This window comes from Yoonia sp. SWMV100, assembly GCF_056108365.1.
The window spans coordinates 596,035-617,639 of the sequence record NZ_JBWBAQ010000003.1; the positions used below are offsets into that span (position 1 = coordinate 596,035).

The window sequence follows — 21,605 nt, forward strand, 5'->3', positions numbered from 1 at the left end:
CTTTTTGTTATAAAACAATTGGTTAAAATATGGACACGATTTTCGCCTTAGCTACGGCAAAGGGCCGCGCTGGTGTGGCTGTTGTACGTTTGTCTGGTCCGGCCGCTGTTTTGGCGGCGGGCCGACTGATGGGCGATGTTCCACAGCAACGTGGCGTGCGGGCGATTCACGATCGCGACGGACTACTTCTGGACGAGGCGTTTGTCCTGCGTTTTGCCAAAGGCAAAAGTTTCACTGGTGAAGAGGTGGTCGAGCTACATTTGCACGGCAGCCCTGCGGTGGTAAATGCGGTGTTGCGCGTGCTTGGGAACGACGCAGATTTGCGACCCGCCGACCCGGGAGAGTTCACGCGGCGGGCGTTGGAAAATGGGCGCCTTGATCTTGCGCAGGTCGAAGGGCTTGCCGATTTAATAGACGCTGAAACGGAAAGCCAACGCAAACAAGCTGTGCGCGTGTTTTCAGGTGCATTGGGTGAGCTGGCGGAAAATTGGCGGCGCAAGTTGATCCGAGCGGCAGCTTTGCTTGAGGCGACAATCGATTTTGCGGATGAAGACGTTCCCGTCGATGTTGCACCCGAAGTGTTGGGACTGGTCGCAGAGGTGAAAGACCAAATGCGCCGGGAGGCCCAAGGCGTCAAGGTTGCAGAACGCTTGCGCGATGGATTCGAGGTGGCCATCATTGGCGCGCCGAATGTCGGAAAATCGACGTTGTTGAACCGATTGGCCGGCCGTGAGGTCGCAATTACTTCGGAGATTGCTGGCACAACACGCGATGTGATCGAGGTGCGGCTGGATCTCGATGGGCTTGCTGTGACGTTGTTGGATACAGCAGGGATGCGCGAGACGGACGACGTTGTGGAAAGCATTGGGGTCGCACGCGCCAAAGAAAGAGCGCAGCAAGCCGATATTAGGGTCCATATGCTGTCTGTAGGCGACAGTGAACCACTATATATAGACGAAAGTGACATCATTGTTCGCGCAAAGGGCGATCTATACGCGGGGTCAGGTCTGGCTGTGTCGGGGAAAACGGGTGCGGGAGTTGACGCGCTGGTTGATCAGATCGCGCACATTCTCAAAGACCGCGTTGGTAGTATCGGCATTGCAATGCGCGAAAGGCACCGGTTGGCGATGGTGAACGCAATAGAATATCTGGATGCGGTGGAGGCGGGTTTAGATATTGAAAATGGCATGGTCGATCTGAGTGCCGAAGAATTGCGGTCAGCCATCCGCGCAGTGGATAGCCTTGTCGGGCGCGTTGATGTAGAACATGTCCTTGACGAGATTTTCTCTAGCTTCTGCATCGGCAAATAGGAGTGTTTCACGTGAAACAATATGACTTTGATGTCATCATTATCGGGGGTGGACACGCGGGTGCCGAGGCAGCCCATGCCGCTGCCCGGATGGGTGCGCGCACGGCATTGGTAACATTGACGAAACACTCTATCGGGGTCATGTCCTGTAATCCGGCGATTGGCGGGTTGGGCAAGGGGCATTTGGTTCGCGAAATCGATGCGCTTGATGGCGTAATGGGGCGTGTGGCAGACCGCGCCGGGATACAATTTCGGCTGTTGAACCGCAAAAAGGGTCCTGCAGTGCAAGGACCGCGGGCGCAAGCTGATCGGGCAATATATCGCACAACGATGCAGGCAGAGTTAGATTTGCTTGAAAATCTTCAGGTTATCGAGGGAGAAGCGACGGATCTTCGGATGGAAGGTACAGCGGTCCGCGGTATCGTAATGCGCGATGGCGCCTCCTATTCCGCTGCGAATGTCGTTCTAACGACCGGCACATTTCTGCGCGGTGTTATCCATATCGGTGACGTATCGCGACCGGGTGGGCGGATGGGTGATGATCCATCGGTGAAAATGGCAGAGCGATTAGACGGATTCGGTTTGCCGCTTGGTCGCTTGAAAACGGGTACGCCGCCGCGGCTGGATGGGCGCACGATCAAATGGGATTTGCTCGAATCGCAGCCAACAGATTCAGAACCAACTTTGTTTTCTTTCCTGTCAAAGGGTGTTTACGCGCCGCAAATCGATTGTGGAATTACACATACGAATGAACGGACCCATGACATCATCCGCGCCAACCTTAGCCGGTCCGCAATGTACGGAGGCCACATTGAGGGGGTTGGTCCCCGATACTGTCCGTCGATTGAAGACAAAGTTGTGCGATTTGCAGAGAAAACGTCTCACCAGATTTTCCTTGAGCCAGAAGGTGTGAATGATCACACGGTGTATCCCAATGGAATTTCCACATCATTGCCTCAGGACGTCCAGGAAGACTACGTACATTCTATCTACGGGCTTGAGAACGCAGTGATTTTGCAGCCTGGATACGCAATCGAATATGACTACGTTGACCCCCATGCGTTACGTGATACGCTTGAGTTGCGTGATGTTCCGGGTCTTTACCTTGCTGGGCAAATTAACGGTACCACAGGTTATGAAGAGGCGGCGGCGCAGGGTCTTGTTGCTGGTCTGAACGCCGCAGCGCAAGCCCTGGAACGAGATCCGATTACGTTCAGCCGGCGTCAGTCGTATATCGGCGTCATGATCGATGACCTGATTACCCGGGGTGTCTCTGAACCTTACCGCATGTTTACGTCTCGCGCTGAATTTCGGCTATCGTTGCGTGCTGACAACGCAGATCAACGACTTACTAAGACCGGCCGCGAAATTGGTTGCGTATTGGATGATCGCTGGAAGGCGTACTCTGAAAAGATGGAAGAAATTGGCAACGCTAAGGCAGTTCTTAAGAACATCGTTCTTTCGGCGAGAGATATCGCGTCGTCGGGGGTTAACTTGAATGCTGACGGTCCGCGCCGATCCGCACTAGAGGCGCTTGCGTTGACTGATTTCTCTTTTGACCAACTTAAGAAAATTGCCCCGGATGTAGGAGAGATTTCATTGCCGGTGCAAGAGCAGATCAAGAAAGATGCGTTGTACGCACACTACATTTCGCGGCAAGATCGTGACATTGCTGCGCTGGAGCGCGATGAGAAACAGATTATTCCTAGCGATATGAACTACTTAGACATAAGCGGACTATCGACAGAGTTGGTACTGAAGTTGAACAAGGTGCGGCCCGTTAGTATTGCACATGCTGGACGGATCGAAGGGATGACCCCTGCGGCATTGATGCTAATAATCAGCGCACTTAAGCGCCTTTCGTACTCGGAAACAGGGACTTAGTGATGTCAGTTGATGTCGGCGGCGTGAATGTTTCACGTGAAACATATGAAAGCCTATCTGCATTCGCTGAGTTGGTACGTAAGTGGACGCCCAAAATAAACCTGATCGCGAGCAGCACCGTGTCAGATATCTGGGAGCGTCATATCGTTGATTCCGCACAAATTTATGGGTTTTCACCCAAGAAATACGCGCACTGGGTAGATATCGGTAGTGGCGGAGGGTTTCCCGGGATCGTGATGGCTGTGATGGGTAAAGAACTTCAGCCTGACGCGCAATTTACACTGATTGAAAGTGACCAGCGCAAAGCGACGTTTTTACGGACGGCAGTTCGTGAATTGCACCTCAATGTGACAGTGATCGCTGATCGGATCGAAAAAACAGAACCGCAAATGGCAGATGTGGTATCCGCGCGCGCATTGTCTACTTTATCGGCACTTATTCCATTGGTTGGGCGCCATCTTACACCGGATGGGCGTGCTATTTTACACAAAGGAAAGCGTGCACAGGAAGAAATAGCAGAAGCACGCCTATCATGGCGCTTTGACCTTGAAGAGTCGCCCAGTTTAACTGATCTTGAGGGGCAGGTGCTGGTCATCCAAAGGATATCTCGTGTCGATGAATGAACCAAGATTCGGGCCAAAAATCATTGCAATTGCAAACCAAAAGGGTGGGGTGGGTAAAACCACCACAACTATCAACCTTGGTGCAGCCCTGGCCGAACAGAAAAAACGTGTTTTACTGATAGATCTGGATCCGCAGGGAAATGCGTCAACTGGACTGGGTGTTGATCAAGATAAGCGCGATATAACAACATATGACCTTCTTTCTGGCGATTCGACCCTTGAAGAATCCAGTCAGCAGACCTCGGTTACGAATCTCGCGATTGTACCGGCAACAACAGACCTCAGCTCGGCTGACCTGGAACTGATCGACAACAAGAAACGTAGTTTTTTGTTACGCAGCGTGTTTGAAAGCAATGAAGTTGAGTTGGCAAAATACGACTATATATTGATTGATTGTCCGCCGTCTCTCAACATATTGACAGTTAACGCGATGGTAGCGGCAGATTCTATCCTTGTGCCTCTCCAAAGTGAATTTTTTGCGCTCGAGGGTTTATCGCAACTGATCCTTACAGTGCGCGACGTGCGCCAAACAGCAAATCCCGCGCTTCGGATCGAGGGGATCGTGCTTACCATGTATGACCGTCGGAACAATTTATCGCTTCAGGTTGAAGACGATGCGCGCGAAAATATGGGCGATATGGTGTTCAAGACGGTTATTCCGCGTAACGTGCGACTTAGCGAGGCGCCGTCTTTTGCGATGCCAGTTTTGGAGTATGACTCGGGCTCAAAAGGCAGCCTTGCATATCGCGCGCTGGCCAATGAAGTCATTCAAAAAGCTAAGAAAAAAAGGGGTTGATGCATGGTCCGTAGTACAAAAAAATCGCGCGGGCTGGGCCGGGGTCTATCGGCGTTGATGTCGGATGTGTCCCAGGACGATGTTGTCGATGACACCCCCCGACGCCCCGATATGATGGTCCCGGTTGAACTGGTACGCCCAAACCCCGACCAGCCCCGTCGGACCTTTGGCGAAGAGGCCCTTCAGGAACTTGCCGCGTCGATCGCTGAAAAGGGAATTATTCAACCGCTGATTGTTCGTGTGTCGCCAAACGACCCGGATACATATGAAATCGTGGCCGGTGAACGGCGTTGGCGCGCCGCCCAGATCGCGAAATTGCACGAGATTCCGGTGCTTTTGCGCGATTACACCGACACCGAAGTGCTCGAAGTTGCGATTATCGAGAATATTCAGCGCGCCGAGCTGAACGCTGTGGACGAGGCGGCTGGATACCGTCAGTTGATGGACCGTTTTGGTCATACGCAAGAACAGCTTGCGACCGCGCTTGGGAAAAGTCGCAGTCACATTGCTAACCTTTTACGGCTTCTGAACTTGCCAGAAGAGGTTCAGAATTACCTTGTTCAAGGCCATTTGACCGCCGGGCATGCGCGTGCACTGATTGGCCATGACCGCGCCAAAGAGATCGCGCGCGATGTGATTCAGCGAAATCTGTCGGTCCGTGACGTCGAAAAACTGGTTAAACAGGGACCACCTCTTAAACGTCGTCCGGGCGCAAAAACGCCGACCGCCAAAGACGCCGACACTGTGCAGATCGAGAACGAGCTGACTGCGACGCTGAAGATGAAGGTTACAATTGACCATAAAGCGGGGGACGAGGGTGGAAAAATGACAATCAGCTACAAATCGCTCGATCAATTGGATGATTTGCTGCGCGCGCTATCTGGCAATTAATCGTCCAAAAGCGCACGCAATACAGCATTTAGCACGGGGCGACCATTTGCGGTCAAACGCAATCGGTCGTCCGCAATGCTGACCATGCCAAGATCAGTCAACCCTTTGATTTTACGTTGAAAATCATCTGAATCTACGTTGTTAATCCGCTCTAAAAGAACACCTTCGTGCAGGCGCATTCCCATCAGCAAAAGCTCTGACCGTTGGATTTCGATGCTTAGCGCGACCCGTGCGCTTTCGCCATGCCCTTGCTTTTGAACCTGCGCTAACCACCCCATTGGGGCAAGCGGCGCCTCGGTCGCAAACCGCGTTCCATTCATCGTCAACCGTCCGTGGGCTCCGGGACCAATCCCCGCGTAATCACCGTATCGCCAATAGATTTGGTTATGGATGCTTTCAAACCCGGGCCGCGCGTGATTGGAGACTTCATAGCTCTCAAATCCAGCGGCACCGCAAACATCTTGTGTCAGTGCATACATGTCCGCCGCGGTATCGTCATCTGGCAGCCCACGCAGTTTTCCCGCTGCATATCGGTCGCCAAACGCAGTGCCGTCTTCGATTGTCAGTTGATAAAGCGACAGGTGGTCAATCGCTAAACCCAAGGCTTGCGTCAATTCAGCCCGCCAATCGGTCAAACTCTGGCCCTGACGGGCGTAAATTAGGTCAAAACTGACGCGATCGAACGTCTCTCTGGCCGTGCTGAAGGCCGCCAGCGCCTCTTGGGCGGTATGAAGGCGGCCTAGGGCACGCAAATCTGCGTCATTCAGCGCCTGAATTCCCATCGAAACACGGTTAACCCCGGCGTCCCGATACCCGACAAAGCGTCCGGCCTCGACTGACGTCGGGTTCGCTTCCAGAGTTATTTCAATATCGTTGGCCATGGACCACGTTGCACGGACTTGCGTCAGGATCGCGTCGACCAGATCCGGGTCCATCATGCTGGGTGTGCCGCCGCCAAAAAATACGGACCGCAAAACGCGACCTTTGGTTTCGGCACCAACGCGCGCGATCTCGCTTAGGTATGCCGCTTGCCATGCTTTTTGGTCAATCTTTGCGACCACATGACTGTTAAAGTCGCAGTAGGGACATTTGGCCTGACAAAACGGCCAATGGATATAAAGGCCGAAACCGCCGTTTTCCCAATCCTCAGGCAAAACAACCTGCAACAAGCTTGCGGAACGCGTCAGCCCGATGGCTAATTTTGTTCTTTTCCCAACGGTCCATTTCGCCAAACGTAATGTCATAGCCATCAGGTTGGAAAATCGGATCGTATCCGTGACCCTGTTCACCGCGCATCGGCCAGACAATCTGCCCGGGCATCACACCAGCGAACACTTCGTCGTGGCCATCCGGCCATGCCAAAACCAGTGTGCAACAGAATTGCGCCGTGCGGGGATAGGGCGCAGAAACAGATTCTAGTTCTGCCCAACTGCGGCCCATTGCCATTACGAAATCGCGGCCATTGGGTGTTTCAGCCCAGTCGGCAGTGTAAACGCCGGGCGCGCCATTCAACCCATCAATCGTGATCCCGCTGTCATCGGCAAGTGCGGGTAATCCGGTTGCTTTTGCGGCGGCATGGGCTTTGATCCGGGCATTACCGACGAATGTTGTTTCTGTCTCTTCGGGTTCAGGTAGCTCGTGATCGTCGTTTGACGACAGCGTCACACCGAAAGGCGCCAAAAGATCCGCGATCTCGACCAGCTTGCCCTTGTTGTGGGTCGCGATAACCAGTTGTTTTCCATCAAACCGCCGCATTAGCTGACCGCCGCCAGTTGTGCTGCCGTCAATTCTGCCACGCCCTTTTCAGCGAGATCCAGTAGGACATTCATCTGGTCACGCGAATAAGTTGACCCTTCAGCCGACATTTGCACTTCGATCAATTTGCCTGCGGTCATGACAAAATTGCCGTCGACGCCGGCTTCGCTGTCTTCTGGGTAATCCAGATCAAGCACGGGTTGGCCCGCATAAATGCCGCATGAAATTGCTGCAACGGGATCGACCAATGGGTCACTGATCACATCGCCAGCCTTCATCAGCTTTTGCACGGCAAGTTTAAGCGCGACCCAGCCGCCGGTGATCGATGCGCAGCGGGTTCCGCCGTCGGCCTGAATGACGTCGCAATCTACGACAATCTGGCGTTCACCTAATGCAACCCGATCAACACCGGCCCGCAGGGATCGACCGATAAGCCGCTGAATTTCTTGTGTCCGGCCTGATTGGCCCTCTTTGGCCTCGCGGCGCATTCGTGTGTTCGTCGCGCGTGGCAGCATCCCGTATTCGGCTGTGACCCATCCCAGCCCGGAATTTTTCAAAAAGGGCGGCACGCGGTTATCAATCGTTGCGGTACACAGCACGTGCGTGTTGCCACATTTGATCAAGCAGGACCCTTCGGCGTGCATGGTCACGCCGGTTTCAATAGAAATTTCACGCATTTCGTTGGTCTGACGGCCAGATGGGCGCATTGGGTCACTCCTTTTCATTGTAACGGTGGGATACGCTGCCCACATATGAAATCCAAGCCCGATTGACGTCAGGGTGTGTTTGGTTTTAATTGTCCGGCCCTGAAAAGAGTAAAAGATGCCTGATCAATCGCCTATCATTGCCGATATGAACGAACGTTCGCGCGAAGTATTTCGCCGCGTGGTCGAAGGCTATCTGGCGAGCGGTGCACCAGTTGGATCGCGCACGCTGACGCGGGACTTTTCCGAACACATCAGTGCGGCGACGATCCGTAATGTGATGCAAGACCTTGAATACCTTGGGTTGCTGGATAGCCCCCATGTCAGTGCTGGTCGTATCCCGACCCAGTTGGGCCTACGGATGTTCGTTGATGGCTTGCTAGAAGTCGGTGAACTGGACGGCAAAGACCGCCAGACAATTGATCGGACGCTCAGCAGCAATGATAAGGACGTCGCGACCGTTCTTGATCAGGTCGGCCAAGCGCTGTCCGGTGTGACCCAGGGTGCCAGCCTTGTTTTGACCCCAAAACATGAAGCGGCAATCAAACACATTGATTTCGTTTCACTTTCGCGGGAACGGGCGTTGGTTGTTCTGGTGTTTGCAGATGGACACGTCGAAAACCGCATCTTTACGCCGCCCGCGGGGCAAACCCCGTCGTCGATGCGCGAGGCTGCGAATTTTCTGAATGCCATCGCCGAAGGCCATACCTTGTCGGAACTGGGCAAGGTTATCGCCCGTGAAATTGCTGCGCGGCGACAGGAAATTGACAGCCTTGCGGCTGATTTGGTCGAAAACGGCTATGCGCTATGGGAAAACGAAGGCGAAACCACGGAACGGCTCATCGTGCGTGGCCGCGGGAACCTTATTCACGACGGAGAGGCCGATTTGGCCCGAATCCGTACGCTGTTTGACGACCTTGAACGCAAGCGTGACATCGCCCAATTTCTGGATCTGGCCGAAGAAGGCGACGGTGTGCGCATTTTTATTGGCTCAGAGAACAAATTGTTCTCACTTTCGGGTTCCTCTCTGGTGGTTTCTCCTTATATGAACGCCGACCGTAAGATAATTGGCGCCGTGGGCGTCATTGGTCCGACTCGTCTGAACTATGGGCGGATCGTCCCGATTGTGAACTATACTGCACAGCTGGTTGGCAAACTGATTGCCGATCGCTCCTAAAGGAAAAAAGACCGATGTCTGACAAAGAAGACCACCTGCAAAGCCTTGATGAACTCGCTGCGGAAGGCGATGAAATGGACATGGCCGCAGAAGCCAGCTTTGACGAGATCGAGGCACTGCGCGCCGAACGCGACGAATTGCGCGATAAATTCATGCGCGCGCTGGCTGACGCGGAAAACATGCGCAAACGGTCCGATCGGGATCGCCGCGAGGCTGAAAACTATGGCGGCTCCAAACTGGCCCGCGATATGTTGCCAGTATACGATAACATGCGCCGTGCGTTGCAGTCCGTCGAAGATACCGACAAGGCTGTGAACGCGGCCCTGTTGGAAGGTGTCGAGCTGACCATGCGCGAGCTGATCAACGTGTTCAAACGCCACGGGATCGACCCGATTGTCCCCGAAGTCGGTGACCGGTTCGACCCAAAGCTGCACCAAGCAATGTTCGAAGCGCCCGTACCCGGCACCAAAGCGGGCGATATTATTCAGGTTGCGACCGAAGGTTTCATGCTGCACGACCGTCTGCTGCGTGCCGCCCAAGTGGGTGTTTCTTCGACGCCCGCGTCCTAACCGGATGTTTCACGTGTGACGGCGGGAAACGCCGTCACCGCCACCAAACCGACCAAGATCAGGATCGTGCCCGTGATGCCTTGCACGGTCATCGCTTCGCCGATGAAAAACGTGGCGAGCAGCCATGCCGTCAAAGGTTCAGCAAGCGCCAGCGTCACGGCAGTTGATGCCGCAAGACGCATCAAACCCCATGTATAAAGCGCGTAGGCCAATCCGGTGGCCACGAAGCCCAAAAATACCAACCCACCCCAGGCCGACGGCGTGCCAAGCCATGCGAGCGGCACAATCAACAGCACGGGCAGGGTGATAATGGCAGCCGCGCTGAAAGTGGCGGCGGCGATAGTGGTCGATGGTGCGCGGTGTGTCATCCGGCTGGTGATCAGTGAATAGGCCGCATAGCAAACGCCGGCCATTAACGCCAAAATCACGCCAACGACGGACCCTTGTGCGCCACCTGCCGCAAACCCAAGCACGCTAACACCGGTAACAGATAGACCCTGCCCAAAAATGCGCATGTGATCAGGCAGTTGCCTTCGCGTCGCGACCTCCCAGGCGGTGGCCCAAACCGGGGCGCTACCGATGGTGACGGCGGTACCAATGCCCACGCCTGCCAGCGAAACAGCGTAGAAAAACAATAGATTATAGGCGCCAATCGCCAACGCGGCGCTGATAACGCCCCCCGTAGGTAGATCCTGAAACGCGCGCCGCGTATGCGGTTTTCCCATCGCAAGGCACAGCAAAAATACCGCCCCAAACGCCAGTCGTAACGCCCCTACCGCAAGCGGTTCACGATCAGGTGGCAGCAGGGTTTGCACGGTGCCGGTGGTACCCCAAAGACAGGCCGCAAAAAGAACCGCACCGATACTGATCAGGCGCTTGCGGCGGGTCACAGCAATTCGCGCAATTCATAAAGCAGGCTTAACGCCTCTTTCGGGGTGAGTTCGTCAGGAAGGATGTCGCGCAACCGGGTTTCGACCTCGGATATTTTGGCTTTGGCGGGTGCTGTCGTGGCAACGGCTGAAAACAGCGGCAAATCGTCGATGATTGCTTTTTTTGCGCCGCCGCCTTCGCGTTCGCCTTTTTCTAATGCCTCAAGCACGACCTTGGCGCGCTCTACCACAACCGTCGGTAATCCGGCCAATCGCGCGACCTGCACCCCATAGCTGCGGTCGGCGGTCCCGCGTTTGACCTCGTGCAGGAAAATCACGTCGCCGTCCCATTCCTTGACGGTCACAGTGGCGTTCTCGACGCCGGTCAGTTTGTTCGAAAGTGCGGACATTTCGTGGTAGTGCGTGGCGAACAAGGCGCGACACCGGTTCACATCGTGCAAGTGTTCCAGTGTAGCCCACGCGATGGACAGACCATCATAGGTCGCGGTGCCCCGCCCGATTTCGTCTAAAATCACCAGCGCACGGTCGTCGGCTTGGTTCAAGATCGCGGCTGTTTCGACCATTTCGACCATAAATGTCGATCGACCGCGCGCTAAATCATCTGACGCGCCAACGCGACTGAAAATCTGGCTGACGATCCCGATATGCGCTGATGTTGCGGGCACAAAACCGCCCATCTGCGCAAGGATCGCAAGCAACGCATTTTGCCGCAGAAACGTCGATTTACCCGCCATGTTCGGCCCGGTCAAAAGCCATATCGGTGCGTCTGTCAAACCACAGTTATTGGCGATGAACGGTGTCCCTGTCTTTTGCAACGCGGCTTCGACCACCGGGTGCCGGCCACCTATAATGTCAAACGCGCGGCTGTCGTCGATCACGGGACGAGCCCAGTTTTCACGGGTCGCCAAATGGGCAAGCGCTGCCGCCAAGTCAAATTCCGCCAAGGCCCGCGCAAGCGCGCCGAGCGGACCGGCCTTTGCCACAATCGACTGAGTTAAGCTGGAATAGAGTCTTTTTTCGATGTCTAACGCGCGTCCACCTGCATTCAGAATGCGCGTTTCGATCTCGGACAATTCCACTGTCGTGAACCGCACTTGGTTCGCGGTGGTTTGGCGGTGAATAAAGGTTTCATTCAGCGGTGCCGCCATCATCTTTTCGGCATGGGTCGCGGTGGTTTCGATAAAATAGCCCAGCACATTGTTGTGCTTGATCTTCAGCGACGTCACCCCAGACAGCGCCACAAAATCCGCCTGCATCGCGGCGATGACGGATCGGCCTTCGTCGCGCAATTTGCGGGCCTCGTCTAATTCGGCGTCATATCCAGGCGCGATAAAGCCGCCATCGCGGGCCAACAAGGGTGGTTCGGCCACCAGCGCATCGTCAAGCAGCGCCAAAAGGGTATCGTGGCCGGTCAGATATATTGCTGCATCTGCCAAAATCTGCGGTAAATCGGATCCAAGACAGTTTGCCAGACCAATTGCCTGCCCCAATGTGTTGCGAATGGCCGCCATATCGCGCGGACCACCGCGATCAAGCGCCAGTCGTGACAGCGCACGGTCCAAATCATGCACGCCTCGCAACTGGTCGCGGATATCTTCGGTCAGGCGGGCGTTTTGCACCAGATGTTCGACGCAATTTTGGCGTGCTGTGATGACCGACAGTGTGCATGACGGCGATGAAAGCCGCCGTTCCAGCATTCGTGCGCCGCCCGCCGTGACGGTCCGGTCAATGCAATGCAGAAGCGACCCTTGTTTGCCGCCATTCATCGCGTGGGTCAATTCAAGCGACCTGCGGGTGGCCGCGTCGATCTGCATCGCGCTTGATTGTCCTTCTTGGACGGGTGGCCGGATCAGCGGCAGGTTTCCTTTTTGCGTGATGTCGAGGTATTCCGCGACTGCCGCCATTGCCGAAATTTCAGGGCGGGAAAAGCTGCCGAACGCGTCCAGCGATCCAATCTTATACAGTTGGCACAGGCGTTTGTCGCCCGACGTGCTGTCAAACGCCGCGGCACCCAATGTGGTCAGTGTTGCCCCTGAATCAGACACTATTCCAGCCCAATCTGCCTCTGATCCATCCACAACAATTACTTCGCGGGGGGTAAGGCGTGCCAATTCAGGTCCCAAATGCGCGCCGCTACAGGGCATCACGTGAAACGCGCCTGTCGAAATATCAACCCATGCCAGCGCCCCCTGATCGCGGATCGTCGCAAAGGCCGCCAAAAAATTGTGGCGGCGGGCATCAAGCAGGGAATCCTCGGTCAATGTGCCGGGTGTGACCAGCCGCACCACCTCGCGTTTGACCACGGATTTATAGCCGCGTTTCTTCGCCTCGGCGGGGCTTTCCATTTGCTCGCAGACGGCGACGCGGAACCCCTTGCGGATCAACGTCAGGAAATACCCTTCGGCGGCGTGATGCGGGACGCCGCACATCGGAATATCCGCGTCGTCGTGTTTGCCGCGCTTGGTCAGCGCGATATCCAATGCTTCTGACGCGGCCACGGCATCATCAAAAAACATCTCGTAAAAGTCGCCCATCCGGTAGAACAAAAGCGCATCCGGATGCGCCGCTTTGATCTCTAGATATTGTGCCATCATTGGCGTGACTGTGGAATTATTGGTGCTCATACATGCCCCCGCATCATCGTGGCCACACTACCGATCTGCGGACTGCGGTGAAACCCCGAAATGAATCCGTTGCGGGTCCAATCGGGAAACCGCTATGACTGTTGAACCAAAGAGGGGGAATAGAATGGCCAAGACGAAAATGACACGCGAGGATGCGCTGCAATTCCACATGCATCCCAATCCCGGAAAGTGGGAAATTCAGGCGACGGTGCCGATGACCACGCAGCGCGATCTATCGTTGGCCTATTCTCCCGGTGTTGCGATCCCTTGCGAAGAAATCCACGCCAACCCCGCGACGGCCTATGATTACACGAACAAAGGCAATCTGGTCGCGGTGATTTCCAACGGTACGGCCGTTCTGGGTCTTGGCAACTTGGGTGCGCTGGCATCGAAACCCGTGATGGAAGGCAAATCAGTGCTTTTCAAACGCTTTGCCGATGTGAATTCGATTGATATCGAACTGGATACCGAAGACCCGGATGCGTTTTGCAACGCCGTGCGGCTGATGGGGCCGACCTTTGGCGGGATTAACCTTGAGGATATCAAGGCGCCGGAATGCTTTATTATCGAACAGCGCCTCAAAGAAGAAATGGATATCCCTGTTTTTCACGATGATCAGCACGGCACAGCGGTGATTTGTGCGGCCGGTTTGCTGAACGCACTGCACCTGTCAGGCAAAAAGATCGCCGATGTGAAAATTGTGCTGAACGGGGCTGGCGCTGCCGGGATTGCCTGTCTTGAACTGCTGAAATCCATGGGCGCAACCCATGACAATTGTATTATGTGCGATACGAAAGGCGTGATTTATCAAGGTCGTACCGAAGGTATGAACCAATGGAAATCTGCCCATGCGGCCCACACCGATGCCCGCACCCTTGAAGAGGCAATGCGCGATTGTGATGTGTTCCTTGGCGTCAGCGCCAAGGGCGCGGTGACCCAAGATATGGTTGCCAGCATGGCGCCAAACCCGGTTATTTTCGCGATGGCGAACCCCGACCCCGAAATCACCCCAGAAGAGGCGCACGCCGTCCGTGAGGATGCGATCGTGGCCACCGGGCGCAGCGATTACCCCAATCAGGTCAACAACGTGCTGGGCTTCCCCTACCTGTTTCGTGGCGCGCTTGATATCCATGCCCGCGCCATTAACGACGAGATGAAAATCGCCTGCGCAGAGGCGTTGGCCGCGCTGGCGCGCGAAGATGTGCCTGACGAGGTTGCGTTGGCTTACGGAAAAAAACTCACGTTTGGGCGCGATTACATTATCCCAACGCCGTTCGATCCACGGTTGATTCACCGTATCCCGACCGCTGTTGCCGTTGCGGGGATGAAAACTGGCGTCGCGCGGCGACCAATTGTTGATATGGATGCTTATGAGGCATCGCTGAAGGGTCGTATGGACCCAACCGCGTCCATCCTGCGGAGCCTGAACGCGCGGGCGCGGGCGAACCAATCGACCGTGGTATTTGCCGAGGGTGACGATTCACGCGTGTTACGCGCTGCAGTGCTGTACCAGCGGTCCGGCCTTGGGAAGGCGTTGGTTGTTGGCCGTGCGGCAGATGTAAAGGAAAAGCTGACCGCGGAAGGGTTGGCAGATGCTGTCGGCGAACTGACGATTGTGAACGCGGCGAATACAATTCACCTTGATACGTACAAAGAGTTTTTGGACAAACGCCTGCAACGCAAGGGTTTTGATGGACAGGACATCCACCGCCTTGCTGCGCGCGACCGCCATGTGTTCGCGGCGTTGATGGTCGCACACGGACATGCCGACGGGATGGTCACTGGCGCGACACGCAAATCGGCGCATGTTCTGGAACTGATCAACCACGTTTTCGACGCACAACCGCATGATGGCGCGGTTGGGGTTACAGCGGTGCTGAACAAAGGTCGGATCGTGCTGATCACTGATACCTTGGTCCACGAATGGCCCGATGAACAGGATCTGGCCGACATTGCGGAACGCGGCGCGTCTGTGGCCCGCGATTTGGGGCTTGATCCACGCGTGGCGTTTTTATCGTTCTCGACCTTTGGCTATCCGGTGTCTGAGCGGGCCGAAAAAATGCACAAAGCCGCCAGTGTTCTTGATGGTCGCAACGTCGACTTTGAATATGAAGGCGAAATGACAGTGGACGTGGCACTGAACGTCAAAGCGCAGGAAAACTATCCGTTTTCGCGGCTGACAGGCCCTGCAAACGTGTTGGTGGTGCCTGCGCGGCATTCAGCGTCTATTTCGGTTAAGCTGATGCAGGAAATGGCGGGGGCAACGGTGATTGGCCCGATCCTGTCCGGGGTTGGTAAGCCGGTGCAGATTTGTTCGACGGTATCGACCGTCAACGATATTTTAAACATGGCGGTCATCGCCGCCTGTAGGATCGACTGATGGCAATTTGGAATCTGGGCTCTATCAACGTTGATATCGTCTATTCTGTGCCGCACATACTGGCGCCGGGTGAAACGCTTGCATCAACGGGGCGGGAAACGTTCCTGGGTGGGAAGGGGGCCAATATGTCGGTCGCGGCGGCCCGTGCTGCTGCACATGTAAACCATATTGGTGCTGTCGGAACGGATGGTGCGTGGGTGGTCGGACGTCTGTTGGAATATGGCGTCGATACCCGTAATATAGCAATGTTAGACACTGATACCGCCCAAGCCATTATCATGGTCGACCCGCATGGCGAGAATGCGATTGTCCTGCATCCTGGCGCAAATGTCGAAATTCCGCAGACGACACTGCAGACCGCAATGGCCGAGGCGCAGACAGGTGACTGGCTGGTTTTGCAGAATGAAACGAACCTGCAGCGGACTGCCGCCAGCATGGGCAAAAAGATGGGGCTGAAGGTTGCGTATGCGGCGGCCCCTTTCGATGCGGATCGGGTAATCGCCGTTTTACCCTATCTCGATTTTCTGATTTTGAACGCAGTCGAGGCCGCGCAGTTACAAGCGGCGACAGGGCAATCCCCGGATGATTTGCCTGTGAAAGACGTGATTGTGACCTTGGGCGCGGATGGTGCTGATTGGTACGGAAGCCAAGGAAAACAACACTTTGACGCGATAAAAGTTGAACCAGTCGATACCACGGGGGCCGGTGATACCTTTACCGGTTATGTTCTGGCATCGTTGGATCGGGGCGCGTCGATGCAAGACGCGATCACACTTGCGACCAAAGCAGGCGCGCTGATGGTTACCCGTCACGGCACGGCAGACGTGATACCTGATTTGGCCGAGGTGATCGCCTTTGATCCCTAATGGGTGAAAGGCGCAGCAGCGCCCCAAAGTGCGGATACGCGCTGATCACGGCCGCAGGAATTGCGATAGAACGCGTATGCCTCAGTTTGGCGTTTTGGGCCGCGCCTGGTCAAAACAATGGACTGCCCAAGGTAGTAGTCCTGATGATAAGCCTCGGCAGGGTAAAATGGGCCAGCCTGCAAAATTGGCGTTACAATCTGCTGACCCAGATCGCGCTGGGCTGCGGCTTTTGCGGCTTCGGCAGATGCGTTTTCACCTGTGTTAGACACGAAAATGGCGGTGCGATAGCTGTCGCCACGGTCACAGAATTGTCCGCCCGCATCCGTTGGATCGACGGACCGGAAAAACAGATACAGCAGCTGATCATAACTGACGACCTCGGCGTCATAGGTGATTTGGACAGCCTCGTAGTGGCCGGACCCTTTGATGGTTTCATAGGTGGGATTTGTGGTCGTACCACCGGTATAGCCGGAAACCACGTCTTGCACGCCTTCAACTTTTTCAAAATCGCTTTCGACACACCAGAAACAGCCACCAGCGATGACGGCAGTTTGGATATCGCGGGCGATCGCCATTTGGGCAAGCGGCAGTAACAGCATAGCGGCAATCAAAGATCTGAACATGATGTGGTTCTCCTTGCGGGTATTTTTGCCGGCAAGGCCGCGCAACACAACGTTGCAGGCGCTTTCTCACGCGCTGTTTACCTATTGGAACATTTCGCGGGCTGTCCTAGCGTACCGATGAAGGAGCCCACCATGACCGAAGTCACCACGCACCAAGCCGCCGAAGATACACGCAACGACGATATCCTGATCTACCTTAACGGTCGGATCGTGCCCAAAGCCCAAGCGACCGTCAGCGTCTATGACAGCGGTTTTATGTTGGGGGACGGTGTGTGGGAGGGGCTGCGGTTATATGATGGTAACTGGGCGTTCCTAGACGAACATATGGACCGATTGTTCGAGGCCGCAAAAGCCGTTGATATGGATATCGGACTGGACAGAAAAGGCGTCATTTCTGCCTTGTTAGACACACAAAATGCCAATGAAATGACGACAGACGCCCATGCGCGGTTGATGGTCACGCGCGGGGTCAAAACCCGCCCGTTTCAGCACCCCAGTTTGTCGCAACAAGGTCCGACCTTTGTGATTATCATGGAGCATTCAAAGCCCAAAATTCCACGCCCCATCACGTTGGCCACCGTCCCGCACCAGCGCGGGCTACCCATGACCCAAGACCCGAAACTGAACAGTCACTCCAAGCTGAACTGCATACTCGCTTGCATCGCCGCGCAAAAGGCAGGCGCGGACGAGGCGCTGATGTTGGATGTGCATGGTTTCGTGAACACGACCAACGCCTGTAACTTTTTTATCGTGAAAAAGGGCGCTGTTTGGACCAGTACCGGCGACTATTGTATGAACGGGATTACACGTCAAAAGGTGATCGACCTATGCCGCGCCAATGACATCCCCGTATATGAGCGTAATTTTAGCTTGGTTGACACATATTCAGCGGACGAGGCGTTTCTGACGGGAACCTTTGGTGCACAAACACCCGTTAGCACCATTGACGGGCGGATAATTGGCACGGGCGAACTGGGGCCGATCACGACCCGCCTGCGCGCGCTATACAAAGATTTGGTGGGCCGGTCATGAGAATTGCGATGTGGTCCGGCCCGCGGAATTTGTCGACCGCGATGATGTACAGCTTTGGCAACCGTGCCGATTTTGCGGTTTGGGATGAACCATTTTATGCACCGTATCTTGCGGCGACGGGTTTGGATCATCCGATGCGCGATGAAATTGTTGCGACGCACGAAACTGATCCAGCCAAGGTTGCGGCACGCTGTTTAGCCGCTATTCCGAATGGAAAGCCAAATTTTTATATGAAGCACATGCCGCATCACATGATTGATGGCATGCCGTTGGATTGGGCCAACGACTGCGTCAATGTCCACCTGATCCGGCACCCGGCACGCGTCATCGCCAGTTACGGCGCCAAGCGCGCTGAAATCACCGAAGACGACATCGGGTTTCGGCAGCAGGCAAATTTATTCAACCAACTGGGTGGAATTGTTATCGATAGCGCAGATATACGCGCCGACCCGCACCAGATGTTAAACAAGCTATGCGCTGCAATTGATTTAGAATTTGATCCCGCCATGCTGTCATGGCCCGCTGGCCCACGTATACAAGACGGTATCTGGGCATCGCATTGGTATAATGCGGTTCACCAAAGCACGTGCTTTATGGGCGCTGAGGGTCCATTGCCCCCGTTGTCAGGGCGTGCTGCAGAGTTGTCTGAGGTCGCGTTGCCGTACTATGAAATGTTGGCTGCAAAAAAAATTTGAAATAACTGAAACTCTTTTGTCGCCGCCTGCGTGGTTTCTGGCAGATCACCCAAAAACGGGTGCGAACCCAAAGGAGTTACACATATGAAACTGACAACAATCGCCGCTCTCGCTCTTTCCGCATCCGCAACCGTCGCGATGGCTGCCGGCCACGCCCCTGCACCCAGCGTGATGGCTGCAAACCAAGACGTGTCAAACGGTGTCGTGTCTGCCGAAATGGTTGTCGCTGGCGAAAACGGTTGGATGGTTGTCCACCGCACGGACATGGAAATGAAGCCAGGTCCAGTGGTCGGATATGCTCCGCTGCGCGCAGGTGAAAACACTGATGTTGCCGCGATCCTGACCGAAGATGTTGCCGTTGGCGAAATGCTGATGTTGATGGTGCATTCAGAAGCTGGCGGCATGACCACAGGTGGCTTTGAATACACGCTTGGCGCCAAAGAAGACGGCCCGATCCGTATCGATGGTCAATTGGTCATGGCGACAATCACCGCCGAATAATTCCGAGCCCCCGGAAGCCACCTTTTGGTGGCGCATGTCCCCTTGGTGTTCTTGTTCTCTCTCGCGCCAAGGGGGCATGTAACTAAGATTTAAGAAGTTCCCCAAGTTTCAGTGCGATCCGTGCATCGCCAGAAACCTTGAGTTTACCGGTCATGACACCCGTCATCGGGTTTAATTGACCTTTAACGAGTTTGGTGAGGTTCGGCCGCGAGATCTTGATCGTGCAGTCTGTCGCACGATCAAGATTGGTGGCGGTATTGTTTTCCAGAACAACAACACCGTCTTCCCCGCAATCAAATTTCAAACTGCCCTTTAGCGGCGCATGATCGACCCCGCGTTGCAGCAGGGCCGTGATTTCTTCCATCGTCATTTGGTGCGGCGGTTCCGTGCGGCCAACAGTTTCAACCGCAGTGCGTTCAACTGGATAAAGCCTTGGGCGTCGGTTTGATCGTAGGCGCCAGCGTCTTCTTCAAAGGTTACGTGGGCCTCGGAATACAGGCTGTGGTCAGACCAGCGTGCAACCGTGCTGGCAGAGCCTTTATAAAGTTTCACACGCACGGTGCCGCTCACGTGCTCTTGCGATTTGTCGATCAGGGCTTGCAGCATTTCGCGTTCAGGCGAGAACCAGAAACCGTTATAGATCAGTTCCGCGTAGCGTGGCATGATGCTGTCCTTCAGGTGGCCAGCACCGGAATCCAGCGTGATTTGTTCGATGCCGCGGTGCGCCTCGAGCAGGACAGTGCCGCCGGGTGTTTCATAGATACCGCGCGATTTCATCCCAACAAAACGGTTTTCCACCAGATCAAGACGGCCAACACCGTGCTTGCCGCCAAGTTCGTTCAGTTTGGTCAGGATCGTTGCGGGCGACATTGCCTCGCCATTGATAGCGACCGCGTCACCTTTTTCAAAGGTAATCTCGACCATCTCTGGTGTGTTTGGCGCATCTTCCGGGGCGACGGTCCGCTGGTAGACGTATTCTGGTGCCTCGTCGGCGGGGTTTTCCAACACCTTACCTTCAGACGAGGTATGCAGCAGGTTGGCATCCACGCTGAACGGTGCCTCGCCGCGTTTGTCTTTGGCGACGGGAATCTGGTTTTTCTCGGCGAACTCCAACAGACGGGTCCGGCTGGTCAGATCCCATTCACGCCACGGTGCGATCACTTTGATTTCAGGGTTCAGCGCATAGGCGGCCAGTTCGAACCGGACCTGATCATTGCCTTTGCCTGTCGCGCCGTGGGCCACCGCATCGGCACCTTCGGCAGCGGCGATTTCAACCAGACGCTTGGAAATCAGCGGGCGGGCGATGGATGTGCCCAGCAGATACAGGCCTTCGTATAATGCGTTGGCGCGGAACATCGGGAACACGAAGTCGCGCACGAATTCTTCGCGCAGGTCTTCGATATAGATGGCGCTTGCGCCCATCATTTCGGCCTTGGCACGGGCAGGTTCAAGTTCTTCGCCCTGACCAAGATCAGCAGTAAAGGTCACGACCTCGCACCCGTATTCCGTCTGAAGCCACTTCAGAATGATCGATGTATCGAGGCCACCAGAATAGGCGAGAACAACTTTTTTCGGAGCGGTCATGCGAGGGGCCTTTGTGTCAGAGCTATAATCCCCCGCGCGATACCTGTTTTCTAAGGACAGAGCAAGGTTTGCGCCGTAGACGGACACCATGATGCATCCCGCGACGGTGCGAGGCGTCAAAAAAGGGAACTATCAGTGGTTTTTCAGGTGATCCCGCCCGCATTTGCCATGATTTTTGGCAGTTTCGGGCAGGCGATCAGGATATCGCTTTGGCCATAGTTCAGGAAAGCGGCGGGCGTCCGCTAGTGAATTAAACTGGCAACAAAGGCCACGTCACCTTCGTTCGCCAGTTGCTGCTTTGCTTCGCGGGGGTTCAGCCAAACAGCCGTATGACCTGCCTCGCGGGGCGGGCCGTGCGGGCGGATGGGGCGCGCAAGGTAGATGTGGCAGATTTTTTCGGCGTGTATGCCGTATTCGGGCATAAACACAAACCGGCGAAATGCGCCCAGCCGCAGCGGTTTGGCGATCCGCCAGCCGGTTTCTTCGAACACTTCACGGTGCAGGGCCTGAATCGGGCTTTCACCCGGGTCAATGCCGCCGCCGGGCAGTTGAAATTCGAAATGTGGTGCCGCCTGATATGTGAGCAAAAGCTGACCATCACGGGGTAAAATCGCATAGGCGCCGGGGCGCAAGGTATAGGGTTGACCCCGTTTTGGACTGTCGCCGTAGCGTTTCATTGCAATCTACCCCTTGGACCGTGGC

General features: G+C 55.3%; 21 protein-coding genes. 12 read left to right on the forward strand and 9 right to left on the reverse strand.

From position 1 onward, the window contains the following. The first annotated feature begins 29 nt into the window (after positions 1–29). The 5 genes from mnmE to ACXJGX_RS07765 are packed head-to-tail and all read left to right on the forward strand — an operon-like array spanning position 30 to position 5,503. Positions 30–1,310: a tRNA uridine-5-carboxymethylaminomethyl(34) synthesis GTPase MnmE gene (gene mnmE, locus ACXJGX_RS07745; RefSeq protein WP_474780272.1), complete on the forward strand. Its 1,281-nt coding sequence runs from the start codon at positions 30–32 to the stop codon at positions 1,308–1,310. An 11-nt stretch (positions 1,311–1,321) separates the two neighbouring features. Continuing rightward, a complete protein-coding gene (gene mnmG, locus ACXJGX_RS07750) occupies positions 1,322–3,193 on the forward strand; it encodes a tRNA uridine-5-carboxymethylaminomethyl(34) synthesis enzyme MnmG (RefSeq protein WP_474780274.1) in 1,872 nt (623 codons plus the stop codon). Positions 3,194–3,195: 2 nt separating this feature from the next. Beyond that, entirely contained in the window at positions 3,196–3,816 is a 621-nt protein-coding gene (rsmG, locus tag ACXJGX_RS07755; RefSeq protein ID WP_474780276.1) for a 16S rRNA (guanine(527)-N(7))-methyltransferase RsmG, read from the forward strand. Further along, positions 3,809–4,612 (forward strand): ParA family protein, encoded by an 804-nt coding sequence (locus ACXJGX_RS07760; protein WP_474780774.1) that lies wholly within the window; start codon positions 3,809–3,811, stop codon positions 4,610–4,612. The genes rsmG and ACXJGX_RS07760 overlap by 8 nt, the downstream gene beginning before the upstream one ends. 3 nt (positions 4,613–4,615) lie before the next feature. Further along, positions 4,616–5,503: a ParB/RepB/Spo0J family partition protein gene (locus ACXJGX_RS07765; protein WP_474780278.1), complete on the forward strand. Its 888-nt coding sequence runs from the start codon at positions 4,616–4,618 to the stop codon at positions 5,501–5,503. On the opposite strand, the gene hemW is transcribed toward ACXJGX_RS07765, so the two are convergent. Genes hemW through rph form a run of 3 tightly spaced genes read right to left on the reverse strand, consistent with a single transcriptional unit; the run spans position 5,500 to position 7,965 of the window. Next, positions 5,500–6,657 carry a radical SAM family heme chaperone HemW gene (hemW, locus tag ACXJGX_RS07770; RefSeq protein WP_474780776.1) on the reverse strand — a complete coding sequence of 386 codons (1,158 nt, stop codon included), beginning with the start codon at positions 6,655–6,657 and terminating at the stop codon, positions 5,500–5,502. The genes ACXJGX_RS07765 and hemW overlap by 4 nt on opposite strands. Continuing rightward, a complete protein-coding gene (rdgB, locus tag ACXJGX_RS07775) occupies positions 6,650–7,258 on the reverse strand; it encodes an RdgB/HAM1 family non-canonical purine NTP pyrophosphatase (protein ID WP_474780280.1) in 609 nt (202 codons plus the stop codon). Before rdgB ends, hemW begins: the two co-directional genes overlap by 8 nt. Continuing rightward, positions 7,258–7,965 carry a ribonuclease PH gene (rph, locus tag ACXJGX_RS07780; RefSeq protein ID WP_474780282.1) on the reverse strand — a complete coding sequence of 236 codons (708 nt, stop codon included), beginning with the start codon at positions 7,963–7,965 and terminating at the stop codon, positions 7,258–7,260. Before rph ends, rdgB begins: the two co-directional genes overlap by 1 nt. Before the next feature lie 115 nt (positions 7,966–8,080). On the opposite strand from rph, the gene hrcA reads away from it, so the two are divergent. Both hrcA and ACXJGX_RS07790 read left to right on the forward strand, forming a co-directional pair. Next, complete coding sequence (hrcA, locus tag ACXJGX_RS07785) at positions 8,081–9,139, forward strand: heat-inducible transcriptional repressor HrcA (protein WP_474780284.1); 1,059 nt, start codon at positions 8,081–8,083, stop codon at positions 9,137–9,139. A gap of 14 nt (positions 9,140–9,153) precedes the next feature. Beyond that, positions 9,154–9,708, forward strand: a complete 555-nt coding sequence (locus ACXJGX_RS07790; protein WP_474780286.1) for a nucleotide exchange factor GrpE — start codon at positions 9,154–9,156, stop codon at positions 9,706–9,708. On the opposite strand, the gene ACXJGX_RS07795 is transcribed toward ACXJGX_RS07790, so the two are convergent. Together ACXJGX_RS07795 and mutS are read right to left on the reverse strand one after the other, a co-directional pair. Next, entirely contained in the window at positions 9,705–10,598 is an 894-nt protein-coding gene (locus tag ACXJGX_RS07795; protein ID WP_474780288.1) for a DMT family transporter, read from the reverse strand. The genes ACXJGX_RS07790 and ACXJGX_RS07795 overlap by 4 nt on opposite strands. Beyond that, the gene (gene mutS / locus ACXJGX_RS07800; protein ID WP_474780290.1) at positions 10,595–13,222 is read right to left on the reverse strand and encodes a DNA mismatch repair protein MutS; all 2,628 of its coding nucleotides are present in this window, start codon (positions 13,220–13,222) and stop codon (positions 10,595–10,597) included. The genes ACXJGX_RS07795 and mutS overlap by 4 nt, the downstream gene beginning before the upstream one ends. 124 nt (positions 13,223–13,346) lie before the next feature. On the opposite strand from mutS, the gene ACXJGX_RS07805 reads away from it, so the two are divergent. Then, positions 13,347–15,602, forward strand: coding sequence for an NADP-dependent malic enzyme (locus ACXJGX_RS07805; RefSeq protein ID WP_474780291.1), 2,256 nt, complete (start codon positions 13,347–13,349; stop codon positions 15,600–15,602). Further along, positions 15,602–16,468 (forward strand): ribokinase, encoded by an 867-nt coding sequence (locus ACXJGX_RS07810; protein WP_474780293.1) that lies wholly within the window; start codon positions 15,602–15,604, stop codon positions 16,466–16,468. The genes ACXJGX_RS07805 and ACXJGX_RS07810 overlap by 1 nt, the downstream gene beginning before the upstream one ends. Here the strand turns inward: ACXJGX_RS07810 and msrA are convergent. Next, positions 16,465–17,091, reverse strand: a complete 627-nt coding sequence (msrA, locus tag ACXJGX_RS07815) for a peptide-methionine (S)-S-oxide reductase MsrA (protein WP_474780295.1) — start codon at positions 17,089–17,091, stop codon at positions 16,465–16,467. The genes ACXJGX_RS07810 and msrA overlap by 4 nt on opposite strands. Positions 17,092–17,223: 132 nt before the next feature. Here msrA and ACXJGX_RS07820 point away from each other — a divergent pair, with 132 nt between their 5' ends. From ACXJGX_RS07820 to ACXJGX_RS07830, 3 genes are all read left to right on the forward strand, one after another. Continuing rightward, positions 17,224–18,123, forward strand: a complete 900-nt coding sequence (locus tag ACXJGX_RS07820) for a D-amino acid aminotransferase (protein WP_474780297.1) — start codon at positions 17,224–17,226, stop codon at positions 18,121–18,123. Further along, on the forward strand, positions 18,120–18,818 hold the full coding sequence (locus ACXJGX_RS07825; protein WP_474780299.1) for a sulfotransferase-like domain-containing protein: 699 nt from the start codon (positions 18,120–18,122) through the stop codon (positions 18,816–18,818). The genes ACXJGX_RS07820 and ACXJGX_RS07825 overlap by 4 nt, the downstream gene beginning before the upstream one ends. 84 nt (positions 18,819–18,902) lie before the next feature. After that, the gene (locus ACXJGX_RS07830; RefSeq protein ID WP_474780301.1) at positions 18,903–19,319 is read left to right on the forward strand and encodes a DUF7282 domain-containing protein; all 417 of its coding nucleotides are present in this window, start codon (positions 18,903–18,905) and stop codon (positions 19,317–19,319) included. 82 nt (positions 19,320–19,401) lie between these two features. Here the strand turns inward: ACXJGX_RS07830 and ACXJGX_RS07835 are convergent, their stop codons facing one another. The 3 genes from ACXJGX_RS07835 to ACXJGX_RS07845 all read right to left on the reverse strand — a co-directional run bounded on the left by ACXJGX_RS07835 (position 19,402) and on the right by ACXJGX_RS07845 (position 21,580). Next, positions 19,402–19,689, reverse strand: coding sequence for an SCP2 sterol-binding domain-containing protein (locus tag ACXJGX_RS07835; RefSeq protein WP_474780303.1), 288 nt, complete (start codon positions 19,687–19,689; stop codon positions 19,402–19,404). Continuing rightward, positions 19,686–20,903, reverse strand: coding sequence for an argininosuccinate synthase (locus ACXJGX_RS07840; protein ID WP_474780305.1), 1,218 nt, complete (start codon positions 20,901–20,903; stop codon positions 19,686–19,688). The genes ACXJGX_RS07835 and ACXJGX_RS07840 overlap by 4 nt, the downstream gene beginning before the upstream one ends. 242 nt (positions 20,904–21,145) lie before the next feature. Continuing rightward, positions 21,146–21,580 (reverse strand): NUDIX domain-containing protein, encoded by a 435-nt coding sequence (locus ACXJGX_RS07845; protein ID WP_474780307.1) that lies wholly within the window; start codon positions 21,578–21,580, stop codon positions 21,146–21,148. Positions 21,581–21,605: the final 25 nt, after the last annotated feature.